This window comes from Microcoleus sp. w1-18aA5, from assembly GCF_036701705.1.
Classification (GTDB): Bacteria; Cyanobacteriota; Cyanobacteriia; order Cyanobacteriales; family Microcoleaceae; genus Microcoleus.
Window position 1 is genome coordinate 1 of the sequence record NZ_JAUPTE010000056.1, and the last position, 26,719, is coordinate 26,719.

Annotated in this window: 19 protein-coding genes; 7 read left to right on the forward strand and 12 right to left on the reverse strand. The window is 46.9% G+C overall.

What is annotated here, in order from left to right; genetic code table 11:
* The first annotated feature begins 384 nt into the window (after window positions 1-384).
* Complete coding sequence (locus tag Q5691_RS19090) at window positions 385-534, forward strand: hypothetical protein (RefSeq protein ID WP_333311240.1); 150 nt, start codon at window positions 385-387, stop codon at window positions 532-534.
* 594 nt (window positions 535-1,128) lie between these two features.
* Here Q5691_RS19090 and Q5691_RS19095 read toward each other — a convergent pair.
* From Q5691_RS19095 to pilM, 7 genes are all read right to left on the reverse strand, one after another.
* Window positions 1,129-2,622 carry an NAD(P)/FAD-dependent oxidoreductase gene (locus Q5691_RS19095; protein ID WP_333214648.1) on the reverse strand — a complete coding sequence of 498 codons (1,494 nt, stop codon included), beginning with the start codon at window positions 2,620-2,622 and terminating at the stop codon, window positions 1,129-1,131.
* Window positions 2,623-2,976: 354 nt separating this feature from the next.
* Entirely contained in the window at window positions 2,977-4,242 is a 1,266-nt protein-coding gene (locus Q5691_RS19100; protein WP_333214644.1) for a threonine-phosphate decarboxylase, read from the reverse strand.
* 15 nt (window positions 4,243-4,257) lie between these two features.
* Window positions 4,258-4,548: an HU family DNA-binding protein gene (locus Q5691_RS19105; RefSeq protein ID WP_006634837.1), complete on the reverse strand. Its 291-nt coding sequence runs from the start codon at window positions 4,546-4,548 to the stop codon at window positions 4,258-4,260.
* A 737-nt stretch (window positions 4,549-5,285) separates the two neighbouring features.
* Complete coding sequence (locus tag Q5691_RS19110; RefSeq protein ID WP_333214642.1) at window positions 5,286-7,673, reverse strand: AMIN domain-containing protein; 2,388 nt, start codon at window positions 7,671-7,673, stop codon at window positions 5,286-5,288.
* Between the two features lie 478 nt (window positions 7,674-8,151).
* Window positions 8,152-8,946, reverse strand: a complete 795-nt coding sequence (locus Q5691_RS19115; protein WP_333311245.1) for a pilus assembly protein PilO — start codon at window positions 8,944-8,946, stop codon at window positions 8,152-8,154.
* Window positions 8,943-9,839 (reverse strand): PilN domain-containing protein, encoded by an 897-nt coding sequence (locus Q5691_RS19120; protein WP_333346340.1) that lies wholly within the window; start codon window positions 9,837-9,839, stop codon window positions 8,943-8,945. Before Q5691_RS19120 ends, Q5691_RS19115 begins: the two co-directional genes overlap by 4 nt.
* 392 nt (window positions 9,840-10,231) lie before the next feature.
* The gene (pilM, locus tag Q5691_RS19125; protein ID WP_333214636.1) at window positions 10,232-11,326 is read right to left on the reverse strand and encodes a type IV pilus assembly protein PilM; all 1,095 of its coding nucleotides are present in this window, start codon (window positions 11,324-11,326) and stop codon (window positions 10,232-10,234) included.
* 380 nt (window positions 11,327-11,706) lie between these two features.
* On the opposite strand from pilM, the gene Q5691_RS19130 reads away from it, so the two are divergent.
* Window positions 11,707-12,990 (forward strand): sugar ABC transporter substrate-binding protein, encoded by a 1,284-nt coding sequence (locus tag Q5691_RS19130; protein WP_333346343.1) that lies wholly within the window; start codon window positions 11,707-11,709, stop codon window positions 12,988-12,990.
* Between the two features lie 50 nt (window positions 12,991-13,040).
* Here the strand turns inward: Q5691_RS19130 and Q5691_RS19135 are convergent, their stop codons facing one another.
* The 3 genes from Q5691_RS19135 to Q5691_RS19145 form a co-directional block, all read right to left on the reverse strand.
* Window positions 13,041-13,472, reverse strand: a complete 432-nt coding sequence (locus tag Q5691_RS19135; RefSeq protein WP_333214632.1) for a type II toxin-antitoxin system VapC family toxin — start codon at window positions 13,470-13,472, stop codon at window positions 13,041-13,043.
* On the reverse strand, window positions 13,469-14,197 hold the full coding sequence (locus tag Q5691_RS19140) for a hypothetical protein (RefSeq protein ID WP_333346346.1): 729 nt from the start codon (window positions 14,195-14,197) through the stop codon (window positions 13,469-13,471). Before Q5691_RS19140 ends, Q5691_RS19135 begins: the two co-directional genes overlap by 4 nt.
* 327 nt (window positions 14,198-14,524) lie before the next feature.
* The gene (locus Q5691_RS19145) at window positions 14,525-15,790 is read right to left on the reverse strand and encodes a folylpolyglutamate synthase/dihydrofolate synthase family protein (RefSeq protein WP_333346349.1); all 1,266 of its coding nucleotides are present in this window, start codon (window positions 15,788-15,790) and stop codon (window positions 14,525-14,527) included.
* Window positions 15,791-15,868: 78 nt separating this feature from the next.
* Between Q5691_RS19145 and Q5691_RS19150 the strand changes: the two genes are divergently transcribed.
* Window positions 15,869-16,861 (forward strand): DNA cytosine methyltransferase, encoded by a 993-nt coding sequence (locus tag Q5691_RS19150; RefSeq protein WP_333346352.1) that lies wholly within the window; start codon window positions 15,869-15,871, stop codon window positions 16,859-16,861.
* A gap of 234 nt (window positions 16,862-17,095) precedes the next feature.
* Here the strand turns inward: Q5691_RS19150 and Q5691_RS19155 are convergent, their stop codons facing one another.
* Both Q5691_RS19155 and rsmI read right to left on the reverse strand, forming a co-directional pair.
* Window positions 17,096-18,313 (reverse strand): glycosyltransferase, encoded by a 1,218-nt coding sequence (locus Q5691_RS19155; RefSeq protein ID WP_333214625.1) that lies wholly within the window; start codon window positions 18,311-18,313, stop codon window positions 17,096-17,098.
* Between the two features lie 78 nt (window positions 18,314-18,391).
* Complete coding sequence (gene rsmI, locus Q5691_RS19160; protein ID WP_333311253.1) at window positions 18,392-19,273, reverse strand: 16S rRNA (cytidine(1402)-2'-O)-methyltransferase; 882 nt, start codon at window positions 19,271-19,273, stop codon at window positions 18,392-18,394.
* Between the two features lie 69 nt (window positions 19,274-19,342).
* On the opposite strand from rsmI, the gene Q5691_RS19165 reads away from it, so the two are divergent.
* The 4 genes from Q5691_RS19165 to Q5691_RS19180 form a co-directional block, all read left to right on the forward strand.
* Window positions 19,343-20,203 carry a sugar kinase gene (locus tag Q5691_RS19165; RefSeq protein WP_333311254.1) on the forward strand — a complete coding sequence of 287 codons (861 nt, stop codon included), beginning with the start codon at window positions 19,343-19,345 and terminating at the stop codon, window positions 20,201-20,203.
* A 232-nt stretch (window positions 20,204-20,435) separates the two neighbouring features.
* Entirely contained in the window at window positions 20,436-21,560 is a 1,125-nt protein-coding gene (locus Q5691_RS19170) for a cupin-like domain-containing protein (RefSeq protein ID WP_333214619.1), read from the forward strand.
* A gap of 98 nt (window positions 21,561-21,658) precedes the next feature.
* Window positions 21,659-22,537 carry an inositol monophosphatase family protein gene (locus Q5691_RS19175; protein ID WP_333346355.1) on the forward strand — a complete coding sequence of 293 codons (879 nt, stop codon included), beginning with the start codon at window positions 21,659-21,661 and terminating at the stop codon, window positions 22,535-22,537.
* Window positions 22,538-22,993: 456 nt separating this feature from the next.
* A partial coding sequence (locus Q5691_RS19180; protein ID WP_333346358.1) for a DUF4347 domain-containing protein occupies window positions 22,994-26,719 on the forward strand: 3,726 nt, incomplete at its 3' end.

A 26,719-nucleotide genomic window follows, 5' to 3' on the forward strand; every position in this document is an offset into this window, starting at 1 on the left:
TTAGTTACCTCAGTAGATATATTCTCTTTGTTTACTTATCTTAACATAGTTCGGTTTTTTTGCGCCGACCTACTTAGTTGATATTTACTATTGTCCCTCTATCTGCCTTGCTATTCATTAATTACATTTTTCTTAACATATTGGGGAGTTCAAATTATCAAAGAGGGATTTTAAAAACCCGACTTAATATTTTATGTAAGAGCTGTTAATACTTGAGTTGAGACTAAGTAGAAAATGGATTGGCTAAGGCTGATTGAACGATCGCAGTTCATGGCAGAGGAACTTAAGACGCTAATCAGGTACTTAAGAGTGTTTTTGAAATCGATGCTTGAAGGCAATCGCCTTCAAGCATCTAATATCTAGTTTAGATCATAATTTAATGTCATGAGTACAATTCAGGAGGCTCTGGATTTAAAGCCGGAAGCCGAGGAAATCGAGTTTCTGCGCCAGATTGCGGAACTCTTGGGAGTCGCCCGATCGCAAGCTGAATTATTTGCCCAGATGCCACAACAAGTTGCCCCCTCTCAGAAGTGAATCAGGCATTAAATGCCAAAGTTCAGAAGCGGACAATGAAACTAGCCCAAGTCAATCAGCCACTGCAACCGCAGATTAGGGTTAGTCAGCGATCCTCGCGGAATCGGGCAATTGAGGCAGTCGGCTAAGTTTTTTTACAAGTTTTTTTACTTACAGCGGATTCCAGGTTTATGAAGTACACCCCAGAAACCCGGTTTCTTCTGGATTTCTCGCCAGAAATCGGTTTTATTCAAGAAACCTGGTTTCTCTGTACTTCACTTACCTGGAAAGTGCTGTATATCCCTACGCCAACGGATGATCGCCCCGACGCTTTCCGATCGCGGTTTTCATTTCGGTGAGCTAAAAACCCGGTTTCTGAGCGTCTGATATCGTTTCCAGTTGGATGGGAATGATCAAGTCAAGGTCGCACAATTCCACATTCTCCCACTGACGGCTACCCACTCCGCACTCCCCATCATGTATGAGTGTTACCGGAATTGATATTATTTATTTACATACAATTTTAATGAGGAGCAATGTGATTAGCAAGTTACTTTTTAACTTTGCGCTCATCATAGAAATTAAAAAAAATCCTACTACAAACAGTTGATTTCTTTACTTATTCCAATACCTGCGCCAGTGAAACAAATTCTCCCATAAATTGCGCGAAAAAGTATTGCTGCCCAAGCGCTGCGACTCCCAAACAGCAGCAGTTTGACCGTTAATTGCCGAAAAACTCGACCAAATATAAGGAAGTTGGGCGATCGCCTCAACCTTCATCCCGTGACGCACCGCCAAAGCGATCGCGTGAATCAACTCAGCAGCTTGCGGCCCCACAATACTTGCTCCCAACATCTCCCCGTTGCGACGCCCGACAATCTTACAAAAACCAGTGGTATCCCCCGACATTTGAGCTCTTTCAACATTCTTGAAATATTCCCGACAAACAATCAGATCGTCTCCAAAACGGCGTCTTGCTTGCGCTTCAGTCAAGCCAACCCTCGCCAACTGCGGGTCAGAAAAAATCGCCCAAGGAATCCCGCGATAATCTATTTGAAACATTGGCAAAAACAAAGCATTTTTCACAGCAACGGCAGCTTCGTAATTAGCGATGTGAGGGAACGGATAACCCCCAGCAACATCGCCGATCGCGTAAATGCGGTGATTAGTTGTTTGCAGCTTTTCATTTAAAATCACGCCCCGATCGCTGAATTTAACCTTAGCCGCTTCGAGATTTAACGAGGAAAAATTGTGTCCCCTACCGGCGGCCAGAAAAATCTCCTCAGCTTCGATCGCCCTTGGCCCAGCTTGAATCCACTTTTTACCATCAATCACCCTAGCTTGAGTCACCTCAGTAGCAGTCAGAATCCGCACTCCCTCAGCTTCCATTCCAGCTTGCACCAAACCAGCAGCCTCCCGGTCTTCTTTAGCCAAAATGTGCGAACTTTTCACCACCAAAGTGACAGCAACCCCCAAGCGAGCAAAAGTTTGAGCCACTTCGACACCGCTGGGATCTGCGCCGATTACAGCCAAACTTTTAGGCAACTGGGGAAGTTTTGCTAATTCCCCAACAGTTTCCGAAGTAAAAAAGCCAGCAGACGAAAGTCCTTCAATATTGGGAATCGCCGGCAGAGTTGGACAAGCTAGCAAATAACAGAGCGATCGCAATTTTCGCCCGCCGACAACAAAAGCCAAATCCGGTTTCGCAACAAACTCGCCGTTGCCAAAAATAACATCCACCCCGCGAGCAGCCAAAAGGCCGAGAGAATCAATTTCTGACAAATTAGAAACAACACCCTCGGCCCACTTGAGAACCCCGTCAAACCCCAATTTGATCGGCATGGAGGAATTGGCGACTTCCCAGCGCACCCCCAACTGCTGGCGGCTGATCTGCTGAGCAAAACGAGCAGCCTCCCTCAAAGTTTGGCTGTATCTCCAACCAAGGTCGATCGACTCTTTCCCCCCAGTCGGCAAATCTTGGGAATTACTGAGCGGTTCCACCAAAGCAACGCGGGCCGGGAAATTAGTTGCAGTCAAAGCAGCATAACGTCCGGCCGGAGTTCCACCAATAATCACTAAATCATAGTCAAGCATAAATAAAGAAGTCAATCAATTTTAGATTTTAGATTTTAGATTTTAGATTTTAGAATTGAAGCATTGACCACGGATAAATTCGGGGGGCAAGTTTCATCTGATACAGGTTTTTTATTTCGGGACGGATGAATCCGGGAGCTTGTATCCTGGATGCTTGATTGTCAGTAGTCATTAGTCATTAGTCAGTAGTCATTAGTTAGTAGTTTAGGGCGATCGGCGCGCGGGGTCAGAAACCCGGTTTCTGCCTAGATACTTCGCTGTAAAACCCAAGATTTATCAGAGAAACCGGGTTTCTTGGGTAGGTGCGCTCGAACGACCAATAAAATCGGTTTATCAACGGACTACTGACTACTGACTACTGACTAATGACTAATGACTACTGACTTCTTTAAGTCCAGCAATCAGCCGCAGATTGTCCGCCCTTGAGCGCACAGCCACCCGAAAAAATCGATCGCCCAACTCAGGAAAACTCAAACAATCCCGAATCAAAATCCGGTGTCGTTCCAACAGACTTTTTTGAATCGAAGAAACCGACATCGACGACTCAACCAACAAGAAATTAGCCGCCCCGGCAATTGGCTGCAAACCCGGTAAATTAGCCAAACCCTCAAATAGCTCTCGGCGAGCAACAGGCAGCCAATCCCAGGTTTGCTGCTCAAAAACAGTATCTCGCACCACAGCAGCAGCAGCAGCAGCAGCCAAAGCATTCACAGGCCAAGGATCGCGCAGTAACTGCCACCGGCGCAGAATATCGGGATGGGCGATCGCGCAGCCCAACCGCAGTCCGGGCAGAGAATAGAATTTAGTGAGCGATCGTAAAATCACCAAATTCGGAAACTCCTCAACAGCATCGATCAAAGTTTCCTGCTCAGAAGGCGGTAGAAAGTCCATAAAGGCCTCATCCACCACCACCATACCTAACTGCTTCACATAAGGCAAAATCGCCTCTCTAGCAAACAGCAAACCCGTAGGATTGTGCGGGTTGTTCAGTAGCAAACCTCGTCGAGAGGCGGCATCGAGACCAAGAGGAACTGGGATACGAAAAGAAGGGGATACAAGGGAACGGTTAGAAACCGACAAATCATCGGTTACTAACCGGCTTCCAGCCTCCGCGTCGGACGATTTCAGATCCAACTGAGAGGTTGCACCATGCTCAATTACTTGTTTAGGAACAGGCATCATGCCTGTTCCACAAAATTCATCTCTTGTGGAATGGGCATCTTGGCCGTTCTTGACAATGGTGCAAGATTGAAGATCCAAAGGGTATTTGAGCACCTGCGCGCCGAAAGCCGAAAGAGCCCGCGAGTAATCGCCAAAAGCCGGAGTTACCAAATAAGTCGCCTCCAGCTTGGACAAATCCCAAGCCGCCCAAGTCAACAATTCCGCCGAACCATTCCCTGGCAAAATCCAATCCCGGTCAACATTCAAAGCCTCACCCAAAGCAGTCCTGAGCTCTCCATAATCCGGGTCTGGGTAAGCCGTCAGACTGCTCAAGTGAGCTTGAATCGCATTCAAGGCCGACTCAGGAGGGCCCAAAGGACTGATACTCGCAGAAAAATCGACAATAGCAGAGGCAGGGCAGCCTGCCAGTGCGGCTGCCCAAGCTAAATTCCCACCGTGTAAAGGTCTAATCAAGACTCAGTTCGCCAGCTATTCTGCGTTTTTCGGCGGTGCAACTCTGTCCTTAAACAACTTCCCTGCGGAAAATGCAGGAACTCTGGTTGCCGGGATTTCCATCTTGTCTCCAGTTTTGGGATTGCGACCCTCACGGGCCTTGCGTTCCCGCGACTCAAACGAGCCAAAACCGACCAGCGTCACCTTGTCGCCATCGGAGACAGCTTCCATGATTGCTTCCAGGGCCGCACTCAAAACAGCATCTGCCTGTTTTTTCGTCACGCTAGCCTTTTCCGCCACTGCATCAACCAATTCACCTTTGTTCATTGCGAAGTCCTTCTCGATTTGCAAAATTACGTTAAACAGAGTTAGTTCAACTATTAGCTGTGAGTTATCAACTGGATTGAGGTGTGGATTGGGAGGTTTGGGTGGTTCCCGATTGCTCCCGTCCGCTTCCGCGAATCACAACTCCTGCTGAATACCAATTACCCTAGGGTAATTGGTCAGAGAAGGAATTTTTGTTTCTAACTGCTGAAAACCCCACAGCATCTAATTTTCACTGCATTATTCTAAAGTCTTGCCGACCGTTATGGATCGGTGGAACCTTTAATTTATATGGAACTTGCTAATTTTTGTAATTAATCCCAAAATTTAGGTAAAAAAATACCACCTTGGAGACAAGATTTCTCGCCTCGGTGGATTTATGATCGAAAAAAAAATAGAAATAGAAGGAATAAAATGTAATTTGTCAAGGGCTAAAGGAAAAGTTTTTTCCTTCTTCCTTCTTTCTTTCCCCTTTCTTTTCCCCGTGGGCCAGGGCTGTTTCATTCTCCCGAAACCCGCCAGCCAGGGACTGAAGTCCCTGTCTCATAGCTGAAGTCGTCTGAAGACGACTGAAAGAGTGATTTATAGTCCTCGCTTCAGAGGACTAATCAGTTCTTTAGTCCTCTGAAGCGAGGACTTTAGCTTTGAGGCAGGGGTTTCAACCCCTGTCGGACTGTCGGACTGTCGGACTCAGGGGAAAGAGCGTGGAAAGTTGACAGCAAGGCATTTTTCCTTCGTTCCTACTGTCTCGGCTGGACGGGCTGACTGCGCTGCAACAGTTGGCGGGCGTCGGGACTGATGTTGTTTTGGTAGCCAAAGTTCGATCGATCGCTATCATCCAAAATCTGTGGAGTCAGCAATACAATCAACTCCGCCCGCTGGTTGGTCTTATTGGTTCTCCTGAACAGCGAACCGATAATCGGCAAATCTCCCAAAATCGGAATCTTGTTCGCTGTAGTCCGTTCTTCGTCTCGGATAATCCCCGAAACAATCAAAGTCTGACCGTCCCGCAGGCGAATTAGCCCGGATTGCAACGAACGCTCGCCCAGCAGAGTGATAGTATTGGTGCTCGGACCAGTCGAAAGGTTTTGAGTGGTGCCGGGTGTCCTGATAATCGGGTTCACCCGCAGAGAGACAAAACCGTTGTCGTCAATTCGATCAATCGCCACCCCCAACTGCAAACCCGCCCTATCTTTGACTGCCGTCACCGTTGTGGTACTTGTATTTCCGGTAGTCTCGGTGTCGGACGTGATGTTAGTAATCACTTCATCAGTAATATTCACATTCGCCGTTTCTCCTTCTTGAACCACCAGAGTCGGATCGGTCAGGATTTTGGCATTCTGGCTCTGAATAGTTGCCCGCAAAGCCGACAGGAACCTCCTCGGATACTGGAACGCCGGGAACAGGGCGAACTCTGCAATTCCTGAGCCTGTCCTCGATCCAGGCTCGTAATCCGTAATTCCAACTCGCGTAGGGTCATTAGTAACTGGGGCTGTCGGCTGGAGGAACACACCTTTGGCGGGGCCTTCGAGACCTTGACCTGTAAACGGCACGATACGTCGGCCGTTCGCATCATAGAAAGGCTCCAGTTCTGCTAAAGGGTTGCCGATGATCGGCCTACCGGTCAAGCTCTGATCGAGCTGCGTTGTATTGGGCGGATTGATGCCGCCAAAATTGAGAGTTGCCGCCCCATTGTCATTGACAAAGAAATTGTTATTAATTCCGAAAGAGAAACTGCTCCTAGTGTCGTTATTTCCCAACAAGTTGATATCGATCACCTTGACGTTCACAGCCACTTGACGGCGGCGCAAATCTAGCTGTGTCAAGAAAGCCACAGCCATGTCAACTTTGCGCGGGTCTCCCACCAAAGTGATGGAATTGAGTCGAGAATCCGCCAGCACCGACAGTCCCCTCAGCAAGAGCGGCCCGGTGCCTTCCCTAGCGCCGATCGCCTTAATGTCCGGTTCCCTAATTTCCACATCCCGCGCCGCATTTCCCTGGCCGACGCTTTGAATCGTCACCCGAGTAATCGGCAGTTGAGTTTCCGCCCCTTGAGCGCTCAAAAAGTTAGCTGCATCCGTAGAGCGAACTTGATTGAGCCGCAAAGTCCGAATGATAATATTGCGCGAGTCGATCGGCAAGCTAGTCCCTACAAAAATCGTCCGCCCCTGGCGGTTAGCTTGCAGTCCGCTGAGCCGTAGCACGTAATTAAAGACATCTTGCACCGACTCATTTTCGATGTCCAAAGAAATCTTCGGCCCTTCATCCGAGCCGGAAGCTCCCGGCTGACCAGGCACTGCGGGCTGGCCCGGCTGAGCAGGGGCCCCGCCACCTGTAAAAGCAATGTTCAAGCCTGCAGCGCGGGCCAGCAGAGCTAAAACGTCTCGGACTGGGGCATCCCGCAATACCAAGCGGGGGATGCGTTCTCCCGAACTCAGTTCAATATTTCCCGCGCCGGGGGCGATGTTAGACACTGCGATATCTCCCAAGGGCGGAGCAACTGCCCGCGGTTGGAAAGGCGCAGCCTGATTTGTCTGGGATTGTATTTCGCTGGGGAGGGGCGGGCGATCGTTCCTGGTAACAGTAACTTCGGGATTTGGCAGCAGCACGCCTGGGTTTTGCGAGGTGCGGACTTGGGGAGCCGGGGGGGGAGCTGTTTGGCTCAGTGGCAGTCCCGGAGGCGGCGGGGGTGGAGTTTGGGCAGACTGTGCTGTGCCACCCTGTCCGGCAACGCTAAGGACGATGCTTTGGCCTTGTCCCGGCACAATTTGTCCGTTGGGAACTCCGTTGGTGCCGGCTACCACAACGCGGATGCTGTTAGCCTCTACCTGGCTGATTTCTACTGAAGAAATTCCCGGAGCGGGGTTATCTTGACGGAAGCTGTTGCCTTGTGGCAAGCGGAGCTGGGTGTTAATAATTGTGGCTTGGTAAGTATTGCCGTTATTGATGGCGAAAACTTGCGGGCGATCGCCCTTTTCTGTCGCCAGAACAATATTTACGCCATTATTACCTTGACTTACTTGCACTCCTGTGACCTGAGTCGGCAATGCCAAGACAGGGGCTTGGGCGATCAGAACTCCTGCAACACTGCATAAGAGTCCTCCACTTAACCGTAGATGCTGTTTCACGTTCTCTCCTCCACTACACTTTGTTATTTGTTGTTCGCAGTCTTTTGTCGCTAGCTGCTAAACTGACTAAAATATTCTCGCTTCGAGCCTTTTTAAAGGAAGCAGTTATGCCCTTTTCGATTTTTAATTTTCGATTGGGAATAACAGATGACATAAGGGTTAGAAGCTATCCTACAGCAATCCTCGCATCATTTGTGGATTTCTTACTCCCCCCCTTACAAATGGGAGGGTTGGGGTAGGGTAAAAAAATTACGACTCCTGCAAGGATTGCCATACAGTTCCATTACTTTTTGAAACTGGTATTAGAAGAAATTAGATTTTAGAGCCAATTTTTGATTGCCATCTAAAAAATATTTTTCTGACCTTCATACTTTTTTGACTTCTACCTTCAATCTTCCCCTTTCAAACTTCTGCCTTCTGACTTCTTGTGAAAGAGCCATTTGGGAACAATAGCTAATATCTATCCGCCCAACTACCGCTACTTAGCACCAGGACTCGGAGCCGGAGTTGGCGGTTTTTCTTCTTGCTTTAACGGCAGCAGCGCGTGCAAGTCAAAAGCAGTTTTAATTTTAGTTGGTGGCTGCTCCACAGGAACTATTTTCCCTTTCAAAAAGTCAACTTCAATTGGCTGATTTGATGCTAGCAATTCAGATTTCAAATTCCTAACTACCAATAGCGACTGCATCAATTCCAAGTTACGCATAAAATTGCGGGTTTGAGCAAAAGTGCCTTCAAACTCTACCTTGAATTTTTTGCGTCTGAGCTTGCCAGCCAGGGACGGCCCGAAGGAGGTATCGGCCAGAATATCAGGGTCTGGAGCTCCCGGCGCGGCGGTTGCTGCTGCTGGCGGCATATCGGGCTCAAATTTGGTAATTTTAGCCTTGAGGTCATCTCCTTGCACGCCGGCGTTGATTCTATTAACGAGTTGGGTCATGTCAAGCAAAAGCGTGTTGGCGCTGGCGTCGCTGGCAAACATTGCCGTCACGTTGGCCCGGCGCTGTTTTGCTTCTTCTTGCTTTGCTTCTGCTTCTGCCTTTTTTTGAATTTGAGTTTGCAATTGCACTTGCGTTTGCTTGCTTTCGCTAAGTTTCTGCTTGAATTCGCCGCTTTTTTGGAATTCGGGCAGTACGAACTGGTAGCCGAGGCCGCCGGCAATGAGGAGGCCGAGAACCGCGATGCCGATTGCTTGGACTTGGGGTGTCAGCTTAATGCCGAATATTTCCTGAGCCCCTGTCTCTTCTGCTTTTCCGCTAGAAATAAACTCTGCTGTCATGGTTTTTTCACTTCTCCTTTTTGTGGTTCTAGCACTCCTTTTTCTTGAAGTGTTTCTATCCGTATTGCGAGCCCGTCTGCTTGCTTGCTTCGCAGTTCGGAGAGCAACTCGGAGGCCCCCGTCGGGCTGAGCGTGGTTTCAATTTTATATTCCACCACCGGTCGCAGTTTGGGAAGTTCTGGTGGTGCTGCGTTTTGGTTTCGCACTTGTAATTGTGCGGGGTTGTTTTTTAATGTGGCCGCTATCAGTTTGGTATCGGTGTTAAGGAAGAAAGGAGAGCGCTGGATTAGCAGCATAAAGTCGTTAACTTGAGCAAAGGTACTGGCTATTCCTGAAATTTGTACTTTTGCTGGCTGCTGCGGGACGACGGGGACGGGAGCAGCAGCAGGGGCGGGGCTGGCTGGAGACGGACTCGCCCCTGGGGAGGCGGCGGGAGTTGCTGCAGCGGGTGGGGGTGCTGCTGCAACGGGGGAGGGACTCGGGTCGATTTGCTCAATTTTGCCAATTTGCACTCCCGCCGGAGTACGGGCACTCAGGTCTTGCATCATCGCCGACCAAGGTTTAATTTGGTCGAATACTCCGGCTAATGCTTTGTATTCGGCGGTAACTTGGTCGGTTTCGGCGTTGATGGCTTTGATGGTGTTGGCTTGAGTATTTAACGTTGCCAGTTCTTGGTCGATGGCTGCTTGTTGTGTGGCCAAGTTGGTATTTTCGTTAGTCGCCCACCACCAGGCTCCCATGACTGCGGCGTTGATGCCAAGGGCAAACAGCACCGCTCCATATATGGGCAGTTGGTCTTTGACTCCACCGGAACTTTTTTTAGCTGGACTTTTGGTTGCAACGGGTTTGTAGTCCGGACGGTCGTTGAGAAAATTAATATCTAGGCTGTACATGGCTTCACTCGATTTTATAGCATAAGGTAGAAGGCACAAGGTAGAAGGTAAAACAGACAAGGAAGAAGGAAAAAGTGATTTACCGCTTATGTTTGAGCAATTAAGAATGTCCTCACAGTCTTGGCTGTTGCTATAGATTTAAATGGGAAATTTTAGATTTTTGACAGAGCCCAAGATTGCTGGTACAAGTGAAGGATTTATTTAGGGAAGAAAGAAACAACTTTTTGCCTTCTACTGAAGGAAGGGGCTGCTTCTACCTCAGATATATTCTACCTTTTACCTTCTACCTTCTACCTGTAATATTCTACCTTCTGCTTTCTGCCTTCTTCTTTTGGAAGGGGTTTTTACCTAAAATTCTCAAATCGGTTTTTCTCTCATCTAAAACTGTTAGGTCACATAACCTCCCTTAGTCCTAAACCTAGGGCGACTCCTAAACCTGCTCGCTGTTCTGGGGTAATTTCTTGGCTGATTTCGAGTCCTAGGGTTTCGATGGGATCGACTTGAGATGCGGGCAAGCTTAATCTTTGCATAAAAAATTCGTCTAGTTTGCCGATCGCAGCTCCAGGGCCTGCTAGCAGCAGTTGCGCTACTTCGAGTTCTTCGCTCTGGTTGAGGTAAAAGTCTACTGAGCGGCGCAGTTCGTCTGCTAGTTCTCCCAATACTTTTATCATCGCATTTGTTCCCGGATTGGCGTCTCCCGATGCGCCCATTGTATCTGTGACGGGCAGGGTCATGCCTTGCAGTTCGCTGGTGTCTCTGGTTGGCGGCAGGTTCATGGCTTGGTTGAGGGCGGTCTGGATTTGGTAGGTGCCGATCGGGATGGTACGGTTGAACTGAGGTATGCCGTCCACTACTATAGCTAACTCGGTGCTGTCAAATTCTATGGCGGTGAGAACAGCGGCTTCTTGGGAGGAAAATTGTTGCAGTTGGTCTTTGAGGGTGCGGATTAGGGCAAAACTGGTTACTTCTAGTACGTCTATAATCAGTCCGGCTTCTTTGAAGGTTTCGATGTATGTATCGGTAACTTCTCTCCGGGTTGCTACTAACACGACTTGCACTTTTTCTACTCCGTCGTCATCTACAAATAGGCCTATTTTTTGATAGTCTACGTCGGCGTCTTCTCTGGGAAACGGCAAGTACAGTCCTGCTTCTGCGTTCATGTAATCCCGCAGTTCTTCTTCGTTGAGTTCTGCGGGAACAGGGATTAAGCGGATGACAGCTTCGCGGCCGGGAATGGCTGTGGCTACTCGCTTGGCTTTGATTTTGTTTTCGGCGAGGACGGCTTTTATTAGTTCTGCCATTCCCGGCGGATCGACTATTTGTCCTTCTTGTATATAGTCTTCTGGAACTTCTATTGAGGCTAGGATGCCTAATTTTAATGCCTGAGCTTTCTTTTCGAGCTGAATGATGTTGATGCGGTCTGGGGCTATTTCGAGCCCGATTCCTGGCTGGCGTTGGGAAAGTAGACCTTTGAAAAAGTTAACCATGTGATTGGGTCGCCGATAATTGCTATTTTTTTCTTTTGTAGTTGGCCAGCCTGATTCAGCGCGCAGGCTTGTTGGAGGGTTGGTTTCCAACTGCCACCAGAGTGCTGTAATCTCGGTATCCCGCCGTAGCTACGCAGCTCCGTCTGTGTTGCGCGATCGCTAGTTCCGATTTTATGCTATCCAATTTACTTGACAATAGCTATTCTGCGGAGAATGTCAATAAATTCCAGCTCGATCGACCAAAAACCCGCCGATTCTGCACAAAAACAGACTATCTCGCTCCTGAACCCAGGTACAAAACTCTGTTACTGACTCATCGCGCTTGATTCGGGCGAGCGCTTTTTTGTCTGACGGTTCCCATAACTCTCAAATTTTATTCTATGAAACGTAAATCTTGGCAACTTTTTGCTGTATTTGGGCTGGTGGGGCTGCTGCTGGCGGCGGTGGTGAGTTGCAGCAAGCCGGCTGTTAATTCCCAGGCAAATAATACGCAGGCAATCGAGTTCTGGACCATGCAGCTTCAACCTCAGTTTACTGAGTATTTCAACAAGACGATCGCCGGTTTTGAAGCGGAAAATCCGGGGGTGAAGGTGCGCTGGGTGGACGTTCCTTGGTCGGCTATGGAAAGCAAGATTTTGGGGGCTGTTTCTGCGAAAACTGCGCCGGATGTGGTGAACCTGAATCCCGATTTTGCTTCGCTGTTGGCGGGACGCAATGCTTGGCTGGATTTGGATTCTCGAATTCCGCAGCAAGTTCGTGAGCTCTATCTCCCAAATATCTGGAAAGCTAGTGTACTCGACGGCAAGACTTTTGGCATTCCTTGGTATCTCACGACTGGGGTGACAATTTACAATACGGACTTGTTGAAGAAGGCGGGAATTGCTAAGCCTCCTGCTACTTATGCCGAGTTGGCAACTGTTGCGAAGCAGGTGAAGGAGAAGACTGGTAAGTTTGCTTTTTTTGTGACTTTTGTGCCGGAAGATTCGGCGGAAGTTTTGCAATCTTTCGTGCAAATGGGTGTGCCTTTGGTTGACGCTAAAGGCAAGGCGGCTTTTAATACTGCTAAGGGCAAAGCGGTTTTTCAGTATTGGGTGGATTTGTACAAGAACGGACTTTTGCCACAGGATGTTTTGGTGCAGGGACATCGCAGGGCGATCGAGCTTTATCAAGCTGGGGAAACTACTTTGTTAGCTTCTGGGCCTCAGTTTTTGAAGGCGATTGCTGAGAATGCTCCGAGTATTGGTGCTGTTTCGGCTGCTGCGCCTCAAATTACGGGGGAAACAGGCAAGAAGACTGTGGCGGTGATGAATTTGGTTGTGCCCCGCGACAGCAAGCGCCCTGATGATGCTGTCAAGTTTGCTCTGTACGTGACTAATTCTCAAAATCAGTTGGCTTTTGCTAAGGCTGCTAATGTTTTGCCTTCTACGGTTGAGGCTTTGCAGGACGGTTATTTTAAGAGCGTTCCTGCTGATGCTCCCGCAGCCGATCGAGCTCGGGTTGTTAGTGCTTCTGGGTTGAGTTCCGCCGAGCTATTGATTCCGCCTTTGAAGGATGTTAAGAAGCTGCAAAAGGCGATTTATGACAATTTGCAGGCGGCTATGTTGGATGAGAAGTCGGTAGACCAAGCTGTTGCTGATGCGGCTAAGGCTTGGGATCAAAGGTAGTTTTTAAGTGAAGCTGGGGCGGGATTTTTTTTTGATCTCGCCTCTTGCTTTTAAGGTTGAATAGTCCAGTCTTCCTGCACTAAACCAGGCACTTTCTCAAAATCTTGTTTGTTGCGCGTAACGAGGATAGCATTATTAGCAAGTACAATAGCAGCAATCCGCAAATCTTGCGTGCTGATGCGTATTTTTTGACGACGGAACTCAGTGTAAATAGTGAAAGCATTCTGGTCAAATTTCAGAATGTTGAGATTTTTGAAATCATCTAATGTATCCCATAACCTGGTGTAACCCCATACTAATTTGTCCGCTTGCGAAGATGTCGAAGCCTTTCTGATAAAATCGAACCAGCCGCGAATTGCTTCCTCTACGGTTACGATAGTTACAGCAAGGTTTTCTGCGTTAACCTCGACCCGCTGCACCATCATTGGATGATTCTTTTGCAACTCGGAGAAACAATTCGTATCAAGTATGTATAGGCTCATTCTGTCTCAACCGCAGCGTCAATTTGACTGTAATAAGCTTCGGTTTCTGCATCGAGTTCGCGGCGATATTCTTCTATGTGTGCCAATACCTCATCGTAATACGGATCGTTTTCATACTTACCAGCTAACCTCACCCAAGGATTGTTCGATCGACTAGAAGTGAGTTTGACAGAGACGATTTCTGCTTCGGCTAGCTGGGCATTTACTAAATCGTGAAGGTTTTGCAGTGCTTGCGATCGCGTCTCGCCAAAAGCTTTACATTCGGGCCATCCCAGCAACGCTGCACTGACTGTTCTGTCTGATTCGTTTTTAATGATTATGTGAGCAGTTGAGCTGTCGAGGTCGCCCCCAAAGTTAGTGCGATCGGCTGCGCGAATGTCGCAGGTAGCGTTACCTGTTAAGAGTGTTTTTGTCTTGACTGTCTCCTTGGTGTTTTCCTGGCGTGGCTTTTCTCTTTCTCCAATGATAAGCGGGTCTGCTTTGCGAACCGCGTCCAAAAATTTGACCATGTTTACTCTATCCTTGGTGTTTTCCTGGAGGAACTTTTCTAGTGCTTCTTGCCACCTCGCCGAGTCAACAGCTACCTTGACTGTAGAATCGATGTTTTCCTGACGCTGCTTGATTATGTTTCGCCTGAAAAGCTCCTCAAATAGTAAAGTTTGCTCTTGGGCTGGCAAAGCTTCTATATATTCAATTAGCGTTTGCACCGATATAAGGCTGCTCATAAACTTCTATCTCTAAATTTTTCTAAACTCACTTGTATTGTAACAAAAATTGGGCATTGGGCATTGGGCATTAATTTTCTTTTAGATTACCTCTTGCTTTTTTATGCTACTTGACGTATTATTAAATAATGGGAATTTGTGTCGCCATATATAAGCATATATAAGCTTTTAAGTTATTATCGAATGATGAAATTACCGCCTCTTCACAACGCGGATTCTATTCTCCTATTCGTTGCTAACGGACATGAGGTTACGACAAGAAACCCAGTGTCTATGAAGCACCTCTTGCCAGTTTACCCGAAGAATTCATCTTAAGGCAGGATGCGTTTAAGCTTGGGATTGTTGTTGTTGCAGAAAATAGCCGACGAGATAAAGCGAACCGCAAAGGATTGTTAGGTTGTCATCTGTAACAGCAGCGTCTAAAGCTGTTGTTAAGTCGGGGAAGGCTTGACAGAAAGTTAATTCGGGGCAGATAATTTGAGCGAGGGTGGCTAATTCTGCGGGGGATGATGAGTTTTGATCCGGTACGGGTACTAGGTAAAGTCGATCGCCCTTTTTGAGTAATGCTTTCAAAATATCATCGCAGTCTTTAGTCGCAAGAATGCCGATTACCCAGTTAATCGGTGACGGGTGATTGTTCAGGCGATCGACATATTCACGCAGGGCGATCGCGGCGGCGGGGTTGTGCGCGCCGTCAATTAATATATTGCGGTTTTTCCAAGTTGTCTGCTGGAGTCTTCCGGGCCATTGGGTTTTGGCGATACCGTTTTCGATGGCGGTTGGAGAAATTTGCCATCCTTGGTTTTGGAGAGTTTGCAAAGTTGCGATCGCAATTGCTGAATTCATTAGTTGAATTGTTCCCAGCAGCGGCAATTGATATTTTATTTTAACTGCATTTTGATTTAACTGATATTCTGCGAATCCTTGTCCTAAATCTATTGCTGGTTTTACCCAAGTTGCCGGACAGTCTAATTCTTGAATGCGTTTTTCTACTACTATTCTAGCTGATTCTGGCAATTCTCCGATAACTGCCGGACACTTCGATTTGAGAATTCCCGCTTTTTCCCCCGCAATATCTGCCACAGTGGGGCCGAGTATTTGCCAGTGGTCGAGACTGATAGAAGTAATGACGCTAGCGAGAGGTTTTTCGCAAACGTTTGTGGCGTCTAATCTACCGCCCAATCCAGTTTCTATGACTGCGATGTCTGTTTTTTTTTCGGCGAAATACAGCCAAGCTGCTGCGGTGATTATTTCAAATTGAGTGGGAGTTTCGGTGTTATTTTCGGTAGCGGCGACAACTCGTTCTAGACACTGTTGCAATTCTGTTGTAGAAATTGGTTTTTGGTTGATGCAAATTCTTTCTGTCCAATCGATTAGGTGCGGGGATGTGTAGCGTCCAACTCGATAGCCTGCTTCTGTTAGTACGGAAGAGAGATAAGCGCAAACGGAACCTTTGCCATTGGTGCCAGCAATGTGGATAATGGGTACTTGTTTGTGGGGGTTGTCTAGTTTTTGGAGAAGTTGGTGAATTCTTTCTAGGCCGAGATGGACGCCGAAATGTTGGTAAGATTGAAGGATGGATTCTGCATTCATTGAGGATTATTGGTTTTTTTAACGAACCGAGAAGGCGCGAAAGGCGCGAAGGAAGAGAGGAGATAGATGTCGATAGGTATGAATATTATTTCTCTATTTTCGGGTTGTGGGGGGTTGGATTTGGGTTTTCGCTTGGCTGGGTTTAATCCGGTTTGGGCGAATGAATATGATAAGTCTATTTGGGATACGTATAATTTCAATCATCCTGAAACTATTTTAGATCGCAGAGATATCAGGAAAATCAAATCTGATGAAATTCCTAACTGTATTGGGATAATTGGCGGGCCTCCTTGTCAAAGTTGGAGTGAAGCAGGGGCGAAACGGGGGATTGATGACAGTCGGGGTCAACTTTTCTGGGAGTATATCAGAATTGTGCGGGACAAGCAGCCTTTGTTTTTTTTAGCTGAGAATGTTAGCGGAATCTTAGCTCCCAGAAACAAAGAAGCTTTTACTTATATATTATCGCAGTTTGAGGACATCGGGTATCGGGTTTCGTACAAGTTGTTGAATGCTAGAAATTTTGGTGTTCCGCAAGATAGGCAAAGGGTGATTGTTGTTGGTTATCGGGAAAATCTGGGTTTTGGTTTTGAGTTTCCCGAACCTGGAACTGAGGTTTTGACGCTGAAAGATGCGATTTTTGATTTGCAGGCGATCGCGCCAATGTCAGTTAAGGGTAAATTAGATAATTATCACGATTCTGTCCCAAATCACGAATGTGCGGATTTGGGGTTTTCCAGCCTTTATATGTCGCGCAATCGAGTTAGAAGTTGGTCAGAACCTTCTTTTACAATTCAGGCAAGCGGCAGACACGCACCTCTCCATCCTCAAGCTAGTAAAATGATTTTGGTTGGCAAAGACAAACGCATTTTTGACCCTAATTCGCCTTTGCCTTACCGTCGGCTTTCTGTGCGAGAGTGTGCGAGAGTTCAGACTTTCCCGGATGACTTTATTTTTAGGTACAAGTATATTGGTGATGGATACAAAATGGTCGGCAATGCTGTTCCTGTGAATTTGGCTAGAGTTTTGGCAAGTAAGATTTTTGAGGATATTGTCATAGGGCATAGGACATAGGGCATAGGACATAGGGCATCGGGCATCGGGCATCGGGCATCGGGCATCGGGCATCGGGCATTGGTGTCAACTTAAGCCGACCATCTACCAGTCGCTAGGGAATGAATTCCACGGGGCTTTTAGCGAAAGTCCTCGCTATGAAGACTAATCTCAAATCCCGTTGACATTAGAATTATTCATCTCTCTCTTCTCTTCCTCTGTGTCCTCTGTGGTTTCATCATTCCGAATTATCTGTCATTGAAACTTGGTTAACTGACCGAGATTGTGCTGAATCGCATTTGTCCCGCGAATATGAGACAAGGGAGAACCTCCGTACAAAAAGCTATTCAAACTAACTTGATAATTTTGCTGAACTGCTAAATCCAGCCACAAATTGTTAATAGCATCTCCCGGTTTGTAGTCGGGAATGTTGTGCTGATAGTAAGGAAAACTGTCTATACAAGTATTGAAAAAGTTCTTGCGCCCGCAATGCTTTAAATACTGATATCGCGGTTTGAATTCTGTTTGATTTTCCAATACTGTATATATAGTATCTGCGAGAGATTCCGGGTCAAATTTGGCGTAAAGACCCGCACCTTCGGGGAAAACAGGCGAGTTTCCTCTGGCGTATTGGTTGAATTCTTCAAAACAAATTACTGGTACGTTGCAACTCATGGCTTCGGTAATTCCCCTGTTTTTTCCTTCGAGGAGGGAACCGAGGACGAATGCTTGGGCTCGTGAATAATATGTGGGGATTTCGCTGTAGTAGTCTACTCTTGGCACTAAGTTAATGTAGTCCGAGGGATTGGTTAAAATTTCCTCGACTTGTTGCCATTCTTTTAAGGCGTACTGGTCGAGAGTTTTCAGGTTGCTAGCATCAAATTCGTGGCCGGTGACTACTGTTAATTTAATCGGTTTTTGCGGATATTTTTGGCGGTAAACTTTTAAGGCTTTTGCTATGATTGGCAAATTTTTTTCTTCGGAAATTCGGGAGACGGCTAGCAAGTCTATGTCTTTGGCGGGGACGTTGCGAGGGGAAATTAAGTATTCGTTGATGAAGTCGGTGTCTTGCAGTGGTATGATTGGTTTGTGGGCGCGATCGACATAAGTTTCGCGAAACCACTTTTCTCGCTGTGGGTTTTTGTATAAACTGGAGTAGGCGTCAGCTATGGGGGCCCAGGAATAGGAGATTCCGGGGGAATAGGTGAAGGAGAAAAATACTGAGGAAAGTTGGGGAAATAGTTTGTTGATGAGTTCGACTGCTTCGCTGAAGTAAATTCCTTTGATGAAACGCCCTTCGTAAAATAGTGGGGGAAGCAAGACGTAGAAACTGACGGTATCGAAGCGGTGGGGTTGGTCTTCAAATATCTCCCAGGTAAAGGCGTCTAAGTCTGCATAAATTTCGGCGATTGGTTTGTTAATGTGGGGGTTGCGTAAATATGGTTTTTGTCGATCGTAGTTTCCGCGTACCATATAATTCTGAGTGTGAGTATCTAGCTTTTTTTATTTAACCGCAGAGGCCGCAGAGGCCGCAGAGAAGAAGAGAGATATTCACAAGTCATCCACGGGCTGTTCTAATGATTCATTGTCGCCAATTGTGAGGGCGAGTTGGTAGATTTGGCGCCGGGGGAGGGATGTTTGTTGCGCTAGCTGGCGACTGGCTTGGGAACGACTTATGCCTTCTGCAATTAATGTTTGCAATTCTGCTTTAATGGCGTCTTCGGAAAATATTGGGGCTGCTGTTTGGATGCCGGCAATTATGAGGGTAAATTCTCCCTGGGGTTCGCGATTGGTGTAAAGTGCGATCGCACTTTCTATACTACCACGCCAAAACTCTTCGTGCATTTTAGTTAACTCTCTCGCCAGCACAATCTGTCGGTCGCTGCCCAAAGTAGTTGCTAAATCTTGTAAAGTTTGCCGCAATCGGTGGGGAGATTCGTATAATATTATAGTGCGAGATTCTATTTGCAAAGCTTCTAAACTCTGTTGGCGTTCTTGGCCTTTAACGGGTAAGAAACCTTCAAATACAAATCTTTCAGTGGGTAATCCTGATGCAGTTATGCCAACTATGCAGGCGGTCGGGCCGGGAATCGGAATAATGTTAATATTAGCATCGGCGCAGGCTTTAACTAACTCGGAACCGGGGTCAGAAATTCCCGGCATTCCAGCATCGGTGACGAGGGCGATATCTTTGCCTAAATGCAGTTTGTCGATGAGTTCGGGAAGTCGCTGGTGTTGGTTGTGTTCGTGATAGCTGATTTGGGGAGTTTTGATTTGGAAATGGTGCAAAAGTTTGCCTGTATGGCGGGTGTCTTCGGCGGCGATGAAGTCTACTGTTTGCAAGATTCGGATGGCGCGAAATGTCATGTCTTCGAGGTTGCCGATCGGGGTTCCTACGATGTAAAGTGTTCCTGTGGTGGGATTTGCTTGCATTTTTAGATTGGGATTTTTAACCGCAGATGGGACACGGGCGGGACGCCCATGCCACACATTTAAGAAGATATGAAAACAGGATTGTTTTTGGGATTGGCGACGTTAGATTTAATTTATTTAGCCGGGAAGCCTCCAGGTGAAAATCAGAAAGTTGTTGCTTCTGATTGTACCATTGCTGCGGGCGGGCCGGCGGCCAATGCTGCGGTCACTTTTAGCTATTTGGGGAATGCGGCGGCATGGGCTGGGGCTTTGGGCACTCACGCGATCGCCCAATTAATTCGTGCAGACTTAGCGGAGTATAATGTCAGGATAATTGATTTGGAACCTGGGCGATCGCACTCGCCGCCAGTTTCCTCGATTATTGTAACTGAAGCAACGGGCGATCGATCGGTAATTTCCATCAATGCTACGAAATCGCAAGTTGACAGTCAAACAATTAACCAGGATATTTTAACATCAGTTAGTATGGTACTGCTTGACGGACATCAAATCGCAGCCAGCCAAGAAATTGCTCAACTTGCCCACTCGAAAAACATTCCCATTGTCCTCGACGGTGGCAGTTGGAAACCCGGATTAGAGGAAATATTGCCTTTCGTTGAATGGGCTGTATGTTCCGAGAATTTTCATCCGCCCAACTGCGACAATTCAGAACAAGTCTTTGCTTACCTGTCAGCAGCCGGAATTTCCCATATTGCCATCACGCGCGGCGAAAAATCAATTTTATACCTCAGCAATGGCAGTTACGGCACGATACAAGTACCTCAAATTCAAGCCACAGACACTTTAGGCGCAGGCGACATCTTTCACGGCGCTTTCTGTCACTACATTTTGCAAAATAACAACTTTACAGATACTCTCACTGCAGCAGCTAAAATCGCTTCCGATTCCTGCAAAAACTTCGGAACCCGCGCCTGGATGAATAAGGGTTAATTTTAATTAAAAATTAATCAAAGTATCCGGGGAAAACCCCTCCCAGCTAGAAAAGTTGAACTAGCAACACCTATTAAGTTAAAATCCTGACAGCAACCTCGACAAAATTTGTGAACTTCTCTCTTCTCTTCCTTCGCGCCCTTTGCGCCTTCGCGGTTCGTTAACCAAATTGCTATATTAGTAAGACAAGTTAAAGTCACACAAAACACTCCCAAAACAACATACCCGAATCATGGCTGACACCCAACCCCTAACTATCACCCTTCCCCCTTTGCGGATTACCCTCACAGAACAACAGCAAGTTAACCTAGAATGGCTGACACAAAACTTGCCCAATCTACTCACCCCAAGCAAACAAGAAGTCCCCGACAATATGAAACAGTGGGTGGCGGCCAACAAATTATTAAATCAACCCGACGCAGAAATCATTCAAGCCTTAATAAGTACCGGCCTAGATGCGGAAACAGCCACCGCAGAAGTTAGGGAAATATCATCTCATCCCTACTTTCAAGCAGGTAGTCAGTACGTGCAGTTATTGCAGAAATTAGAATCGCATCTCAGGATTAGCAATCAATTAGCTGCATTGTCTTCCAAGTTTGGCACAATCGAACGCAAAAGCAGCCTTTCTAGAGAGTATTTTCTCGAAAATTACTACGCCAAAAATACTCCAGTAATTATTACCAATATTATGCACAACTGGAAAGCGTTGCAGTTGTGGACGCCGGAGTATTTGCAGCAAAAATACGGCGATGCAGAGGTACAAATTCAAGCCAACCGCAACTCTGACCCGAATTACGAAATTAAGATAGAAAATCACAAAAAAATTGTTTTGTTCCGCAAATATGTAGACATGGTGGTCAAAGGTGGGCCTAGCAACGACTACTACATGGTGGCTAACAACCAAACTCTGGAAAGAGAGGAATTTAAACCCCTATTTAACGACATTGAAATTTTCCCAGAATACCTAAATCCAACGGATACAAAAGGCAGAGTTTTCTTTTGGTTTGGGCCGAAAGGCACGATTACACCGCTGCACCATGACCCAGTTAATTTAATTTTAGCTCAAGTGTCTGGTCGCAAACTAATTAAATTGATTTCTCCGCAACAAACACCTCTGCTTTATAATCACGTCGGGGTTTTCAGCAAGGTGGACGGAGAAAATCCCGATTATGACAAATACCCGCTTTACAGAGATGCGAAAATTATTGAAGTGATTTTGGAACCGGGAGAAGCTATCTTTATTCCTGTCGGTTGGTGGCATCATGTAAAATCATTGGAGGTTAGTATTTCGGTTTCTTTTACTAATTTTGTGTTTCCCAATTATTATGAATGGAAATATCCTCATATTAATTGGTAATTGCTAATGTATGGTTCCCCGGGGCGGACACAGGGGTACCGCCTCTACAGAAATCTGCGTTAATCGGCGTTCATCTGCGGTTCACAAAAAAGAAATTCATGAAAACTCTCGAAGAAATCAGCGAAATTGCCCGATCGATCGCCTGGAGTGCATCAGATATCCTACAATCCTATTATCGCCAGGATTGCCACACTCCTAACCTCGACATCCAGGAGAAAAAAGATGGCCCCATCACCGCTGCCGATGTCGCTGTCAATTCTTACATTCTCGACGAATTGCAGTCGGCTTTAGGGAATGCAGAATTTGGCTATCTCAGCGAAGAAACTTACAAATCTTATTTAGAAAAAAACGGTCAAATTCCCTTACCTCAAAGTTGGGTTTGGATTATTGACCCTTTGGATGGAACGCGAGATTTTATTGACAGGACAGGGGAATTTGCCGTTCACATTGCTTTAGCGTTCGAGGGAAGACCGGTATTAGCAGTTGTGGCTTGGCCCGAACAGCAAAAGATTTATTACGCAATCCGCGAGGCGGGCGCTTTTATGGAAAGTCGGGACGGTTCTGCGGTCAAATTGCAAGTTTCGGCGCGAAATATAGTGGCAGATTTATCTATAGTAACCAGCCGCAGTCACCGGGGCGATCGCTTTAATCAATTGTTACAAAAACTGCCTTGTCAAAATCAACTGGCTGTCGGTAGTATAGGCTGTAAAATTGCGACAATTGTAGAACAAAAGGCTGATGTTTATATTGCGCTTTCGGGAAAGTCTGCGCCTAAAGATTGGGATTTAGCGGCGCCCGAATTAATTTTGACTGAAGCGGGCGGTCAATTTACTCGTTTTGACGGTTCTACTTTGCAATATAACCGGGGAGATGTCAGTCAGTGGGGGGGATTGTTGGCGAGTAACGGCTGTTGTCACGCTGCTTTGTGTGGGGAAGCTGAGGGGATTTTAGCACGGATAGATGCGAGTTTGAAGTAAGTCCGCGCGTGCGAAGCTATCTCGTAGGGAATCGCCCGTAAAGATGGTCAAGAATAAGTTTTAGGGGCGGGTTTACGAGATAATTGGTATTAGGCAATTATCTCGTAAACCCGCCCCCATCCTTGCCCGAAAGTCCTCCAGGGCTTGAAAAAAGCGGCTCAATTACATCGCAGATATCTATCAAAAATCCCGATCTTAATATTTGAGTCTCATTACACTTGCAATTAAAGTGCTTTTGTGTTACTTCATCCACCTCGCGCTGGCTCATCCGTAATATTACTTAATAATTTTCCCCATCTTTATCAAAACTTTAATTAAAAAACTGTTTATAAAGAAAACTTTATATAGATTTTTAGAAAAAACAGTTATTGTTACTACAACATTCAGAAAGTGTTTCGGACGCAAGTCGCGAAACAGGGGAATTATTGTCTTTTTTTAGCTATTAGTAGGTGCAATATGCCAAATTTCAATAATCAAGTTTCTCCAAGTTCGATCGCCTTTATAGATACTCAAGTTGAAAATTATCAAAGTTTGATTGCCGGGGTAAAAGCGGGTACGGAAGTAGTCGTGTTGGATGGGAATAAAGATGCGATCAACCAAATTACTGAAATTTTAGCTCTTCGGACAAATATTGACAGCATTCACATAGTTTCTCACGGTGCTCCGGGTAGCTTGCAATTGGGCGACGGTAGCTTGAGTTTAGATGATATAGAGTGCGATCGGGATTCTCTACAGCAATGGTTTTCGCCACAAACCGACTCAAGGAGCAAAAATCGACCTAATATCTTGCTGTACGGGTGCTCAGTAGCTGCAGGCGAGACAGGAAAAGCATTTGTTAAACGCTTGAGTGAGTTAACCGGCGCGTCGGTTGCGGCTTCCCAAAACCTCACAGGAAGTGTAGCAAAAGGTGGCGACTGGGAACTGGAAATGAGAACCGGGAAAATAGAAACCCCGCTGGTATTTGAAGCCGAAGTGTTAGCGGGTTACGAGTATGTTTTGAATAGTTTTGGTACTCCGACTAATATTGGTGCAGGGACAAATCCCAACGGTATTGCTACCGGGGATTTTAACGTCGATGGCCAACCTGATTTAGCTGTAACAAACCAAGGATCTGACACTGTTTCCATCCTGTTAGGAAATCGGACTGGTGGCTTTAATCCCGCGCCTATTCCTACCTTGGCGGTGTCAAGTCCCACATCGATCACGATCGGCAATTTTAACAATGATAATTTCCCCGACTTGGCAGTAGTGGGTAGCGGCACTGGCGGCGCCCTCTCAATTTTCTTAGGAAATGGTACGGGCGGTTTTGGCAGCCCCACTCCATATCCCACAGGAGTATATCCTATCTCGGTTGCAGTTGGGAAGTTTAACGCCGATAACTTTTCAGACGTAGCAGTAGTCAATGCAAGCCCTGGCAGTACCTCTGGGACTGTCACAATTTTGCTGGCAAATAGCAGTGGCAGCGGGGCATTAAATTTCAGCACTAACTTGAGCGCGCAGTCAATTCCCGGTTTGATGACAGTGGGGGACTTTAACGGAGATACTTTTTCCGATTTAGCTGTGCCGAACAGTTTCTCTAACACCATTTCTGTTTTTTTAGCGAATGGTACTGGCGGCTTTGGTGTAGCTACTAATTTTGGGGGTGGAACAAATCCAAATTCGATCGCTAATGGGGACTTTAACGGAGACAATTTCCTCGACTTAGCCGTAGTTAACGCTAACAGTGTGTCAATTCGATTAGGAAATGGCACAGGCGGCTTTGGCGCAGCCACTGAGGTTAGCGCCGGAACAAGTATGCAAGGCATTGTCGCCCAAGACTTTAGCGGAGATGGCAAACTTGACTTAGCCGTAAGAAGCAGCAGCGGCGCATCAATTCTAGTAGGCAACGGCAATGGCGGTTTTAGTACACCCATTAACTTTGCTGCAAACACAGATCCAAATTCCATTATTGCAGGCAACTTTAATGCTGATACTCTCCCGGATTTGGCAGTAACTAACAGCGGTTCAGATAACGTTTCAATTCTGCTAAATACACCCAATACAGTGAATTTCGGTGCAGCAACCTACCCTGGCACAGAAGGAACAACGGATACAGTAGTTAATATTCCCATCACCATCAGCGGTGGCACTCCCTTCACCGATGTAACAGTACCAATTGCGATCGACCCCAGCAGCAGTGCCACCGAAAACTCAGACTACACCATTTCCCCTACCTCGATTAAATTCCCCGCAGGTGCAACAGGTTCCGCACTCACCCAAAATATTGCAGTTACTATCAAACCCGACAATCTCCCTGAAAACGCCGAAACAGCAATCCTCAACTTCGGCACAATCACCGGAGGCATTGCCGGTACAACCAAACAAACAACATTAACTATTGCAGCCAACGGTACAGTTTCTTACGCCATCGCCGCCGGTACTCCCAGCATTCTTGAAGGCAATAGCGGCACAAAACCTCTGACTTTCACCGCCACTCGCAGCGGCAACACAGGCGGGGCAAGTAGCGTCAATTATACGATCGCCGGAACAGCTACAAACATCAGCGATTACAACAACATCGGTGGCACTTCTGGGGCAACTACTCCTACTGGCACAATTAATTTTGCCGCCGATGAAACATCCAAAACCATTACTCTCGACTTATTAGGCGACACCCTAGTTGAACCCGACGAAACCATAGCCGTCACCCTTTCAAGTCCCACAGGCCCAGGCGTAACACCGACAATTACCACTGCTACCGCTACCACAACTATTACTAATGATGACAAAGCTGGCTTTACTGTTAACCCAATATCGGGATTAACTACAAGTGAAGTTGGTGGCAAGGCAGAATTTACAGTCAAACTCAACGCTCAACCCACTGCTGACGTTACCATCGGTTTGAGGAGTGATAATGTTGCCGAAGGAACAGTTTCAACTAATAGCTTAACTTTCACTTCTGGTAACTACGATCAACCGCAACCAATAACGATAAGTGGTGTTGACGATTTAGTAGCTGATGGCCCTCTACCTTACAAAATAGTCACGACTGCTGCTGTGAGTACCGATGTTAATTACAATAACCTCGATCCTGATGATGTCACAGTCACCAACAGTGATAACGAAACTCCGGGAATTACGGTGAATCCGACGGCGGGATTAACTACGGGCGAAGATGGCACTAAGGCTAGCTTTACTGTGGTTCTGAATACTAAGCCGACTGCTGATGTTACTATCGGTTTGAGCAGTGATAAGGTTGCGGAGGGAACAGTTTCAACTAATAGCTTAACTTTCACTACTGCTAACTGGAACACACCGCAGCCGGTGACAGTAACAGGGGTTAATGATAGCATTGTTGACGGCGATATTGGCTACAAGATTCTCACGGCGGCTACTGTTAGTACAGATCCCATTTACAACAACAAAGATGTAGCGGATGTTAACCTCAGCAATAAAGACGATGATACGGCTGGTATTTCTATTACTCCCACGGCAACAACTGCGACAGAAGGCGGGGCGACAGGCAGTTATGAGCTCAAATTAACGTCGCAGCCGATCGCCCCTGTAAGCATTAACTTTAATGCCGGAAGTGAAATAAATGCGATCGCGCCTGTTATCTTTGACAGCACGAATTGGAATGTTGCCAAAACAGTCACAGTCACCGCTACCGACGATAACAAAGCCGAAGGTACGCACAGCGGTACGATCGCTCACACAGTTACCAGTACAGACACTAAGTATAGCGGCACGGCAATTCAGGATGTAAATGTAGCTATTACCGACAACGACACAGTAGGTGTCAGCATTTCTCCCACGCAAATAAGTGCTACTGAAGGCGGGGCGAATGGCAGTTATACAGTCAAACTCAACAGCCAGCCGATCGCCCCTGTAACTATCACTCTCACAACAGGTAATCAGATTGAGGCGATCGCGCCTATCACTTTCACTACCCTTAATTGGGATAGTGTTCAAACCGTTACGGTGAAAGCTGTTGATGATACAGTTGTCGAAGGCGCGCACAGCGGTAATATTACTCACAGTGTGAGTGGTGGTGATGCTAAGTATAATGTGGTTGTGGTTCCAGGGGTGACAGTGGCGATTACGGATAACGATGTAGCGCCACCGCCACCGCCGACACCGCCGACACCGCCGACACCGCCGACACCGCCGACACCGCCGACACCGCCGACACCGCCGACACCG

Excerpts from the sequence above, each read along its gene's own strand:
- Q5691_RS19090 (WP_333311240.1), top strand. The coding sequence starts at position 385 with ATGAGTACAATTCAGGAGGCTCTGGATTTAAAGCCGGAAGCCGAGGAA.
- Q5691_RS19105 (WP_006634837.1), bottom strand. The coding sequence starts at position 4,548 with ATGAACAAAGGTGAATTGGTTGATGCAGTGGCGGAAAAGGCTAGCGTG.
- Q5691_RS19115 (WP_333311245.1), bottom strand. The coding sequence starts at position 8,946 with ATGACAGCAGAGTTTATTTCTAGCGGAAAAGCAGAAGAGACAGGGGCT.
- Q5691_RS19120 (WP_333346340.1), bottom strand. The coding sequence starts at position 9,839 with ATGTACAGCCTAGATATTAATTTTCTCAACGACCGTCCGGACTACAAA.
- pilM (WP_333214636.1), bottom strand. The coding sequence starts at position 11,326 with ATGGTTAACTTTTTCAAAGGTCTACTTTCCCAACGCCAGCCAGGAATC.
- Q5691_RS19130 (WP_333346343.1), top strand. The coding sequence starts at position 11,707 with ATGAAACGTAAATCTTGGCAACTTTTTGCTGTATTTGGGCTGGTGGGG.
- Q5691_RS19135 (WP_333214632.1), bottom strand. The coding sequence starts at position 13,472 with ATGAGCCTATACATACTTGATACGAATTGTTTCTCCGAGTTGCAAAAG.
- Q5691_RS19140 (WP_333346346.1), bottom strand. The coding sequence starts at position 14,197 with ATGAGCAGCCTTATATCGGTGCAAACGCTAATTGAATATATAGAAGCT.
- Q5691_RS19145 (WP_333346349.1), bottom strand. The coding sequence starts at position 15,790 with ATGAATGCAGAATCCATCCTTCAATCTTACCAACATTTCGGCGTCCAT.
- Q5691_RS19150 (WP_333346352.1), top strand. The coding sequence starts at position 15,869 with ATGAATATTATTTCTCTATTTTCGGGTTGTGGGGGGTTGGATTTGGGT.
- Q5691_RS19155 (WP_333214625.1), bottom strand. The coding sequence starts at position 18,313 with ATGGTACGCGGAAACTACGATCGACAAAAACCATATTTACGCAACCCC.
- rsmI (WP_333311253.1), bottom strand. The coding sequence starts at position 19,273 with ATGCAAGCAAATCCCACCACAGGAACACTTTACATCGTAGGAACCCCG.
- Q5691_RS19165 (WP_333311254.1), top strand. The coding sequence starts at position 19,343 with ATGAAAACAGGATTGTTTTTGGGATTGGCGACGTTAGATTTAATTTAT.
- Q5691_RS19170 (WP_333214619.1), top strand. The coding sequence starts at position 20,436 with ATGGCTGACACCCAACCCCTAACTATCACCCTTCCCCCTTTGCGGATT.
- Q5691_RS19175 (WP_333346355.1), top strand. The coding sequence starts at position 21,659 with ATGAAAACTCTCGAAGAAATCAGCGAAATTGCCCGATCGATCGCCTGG.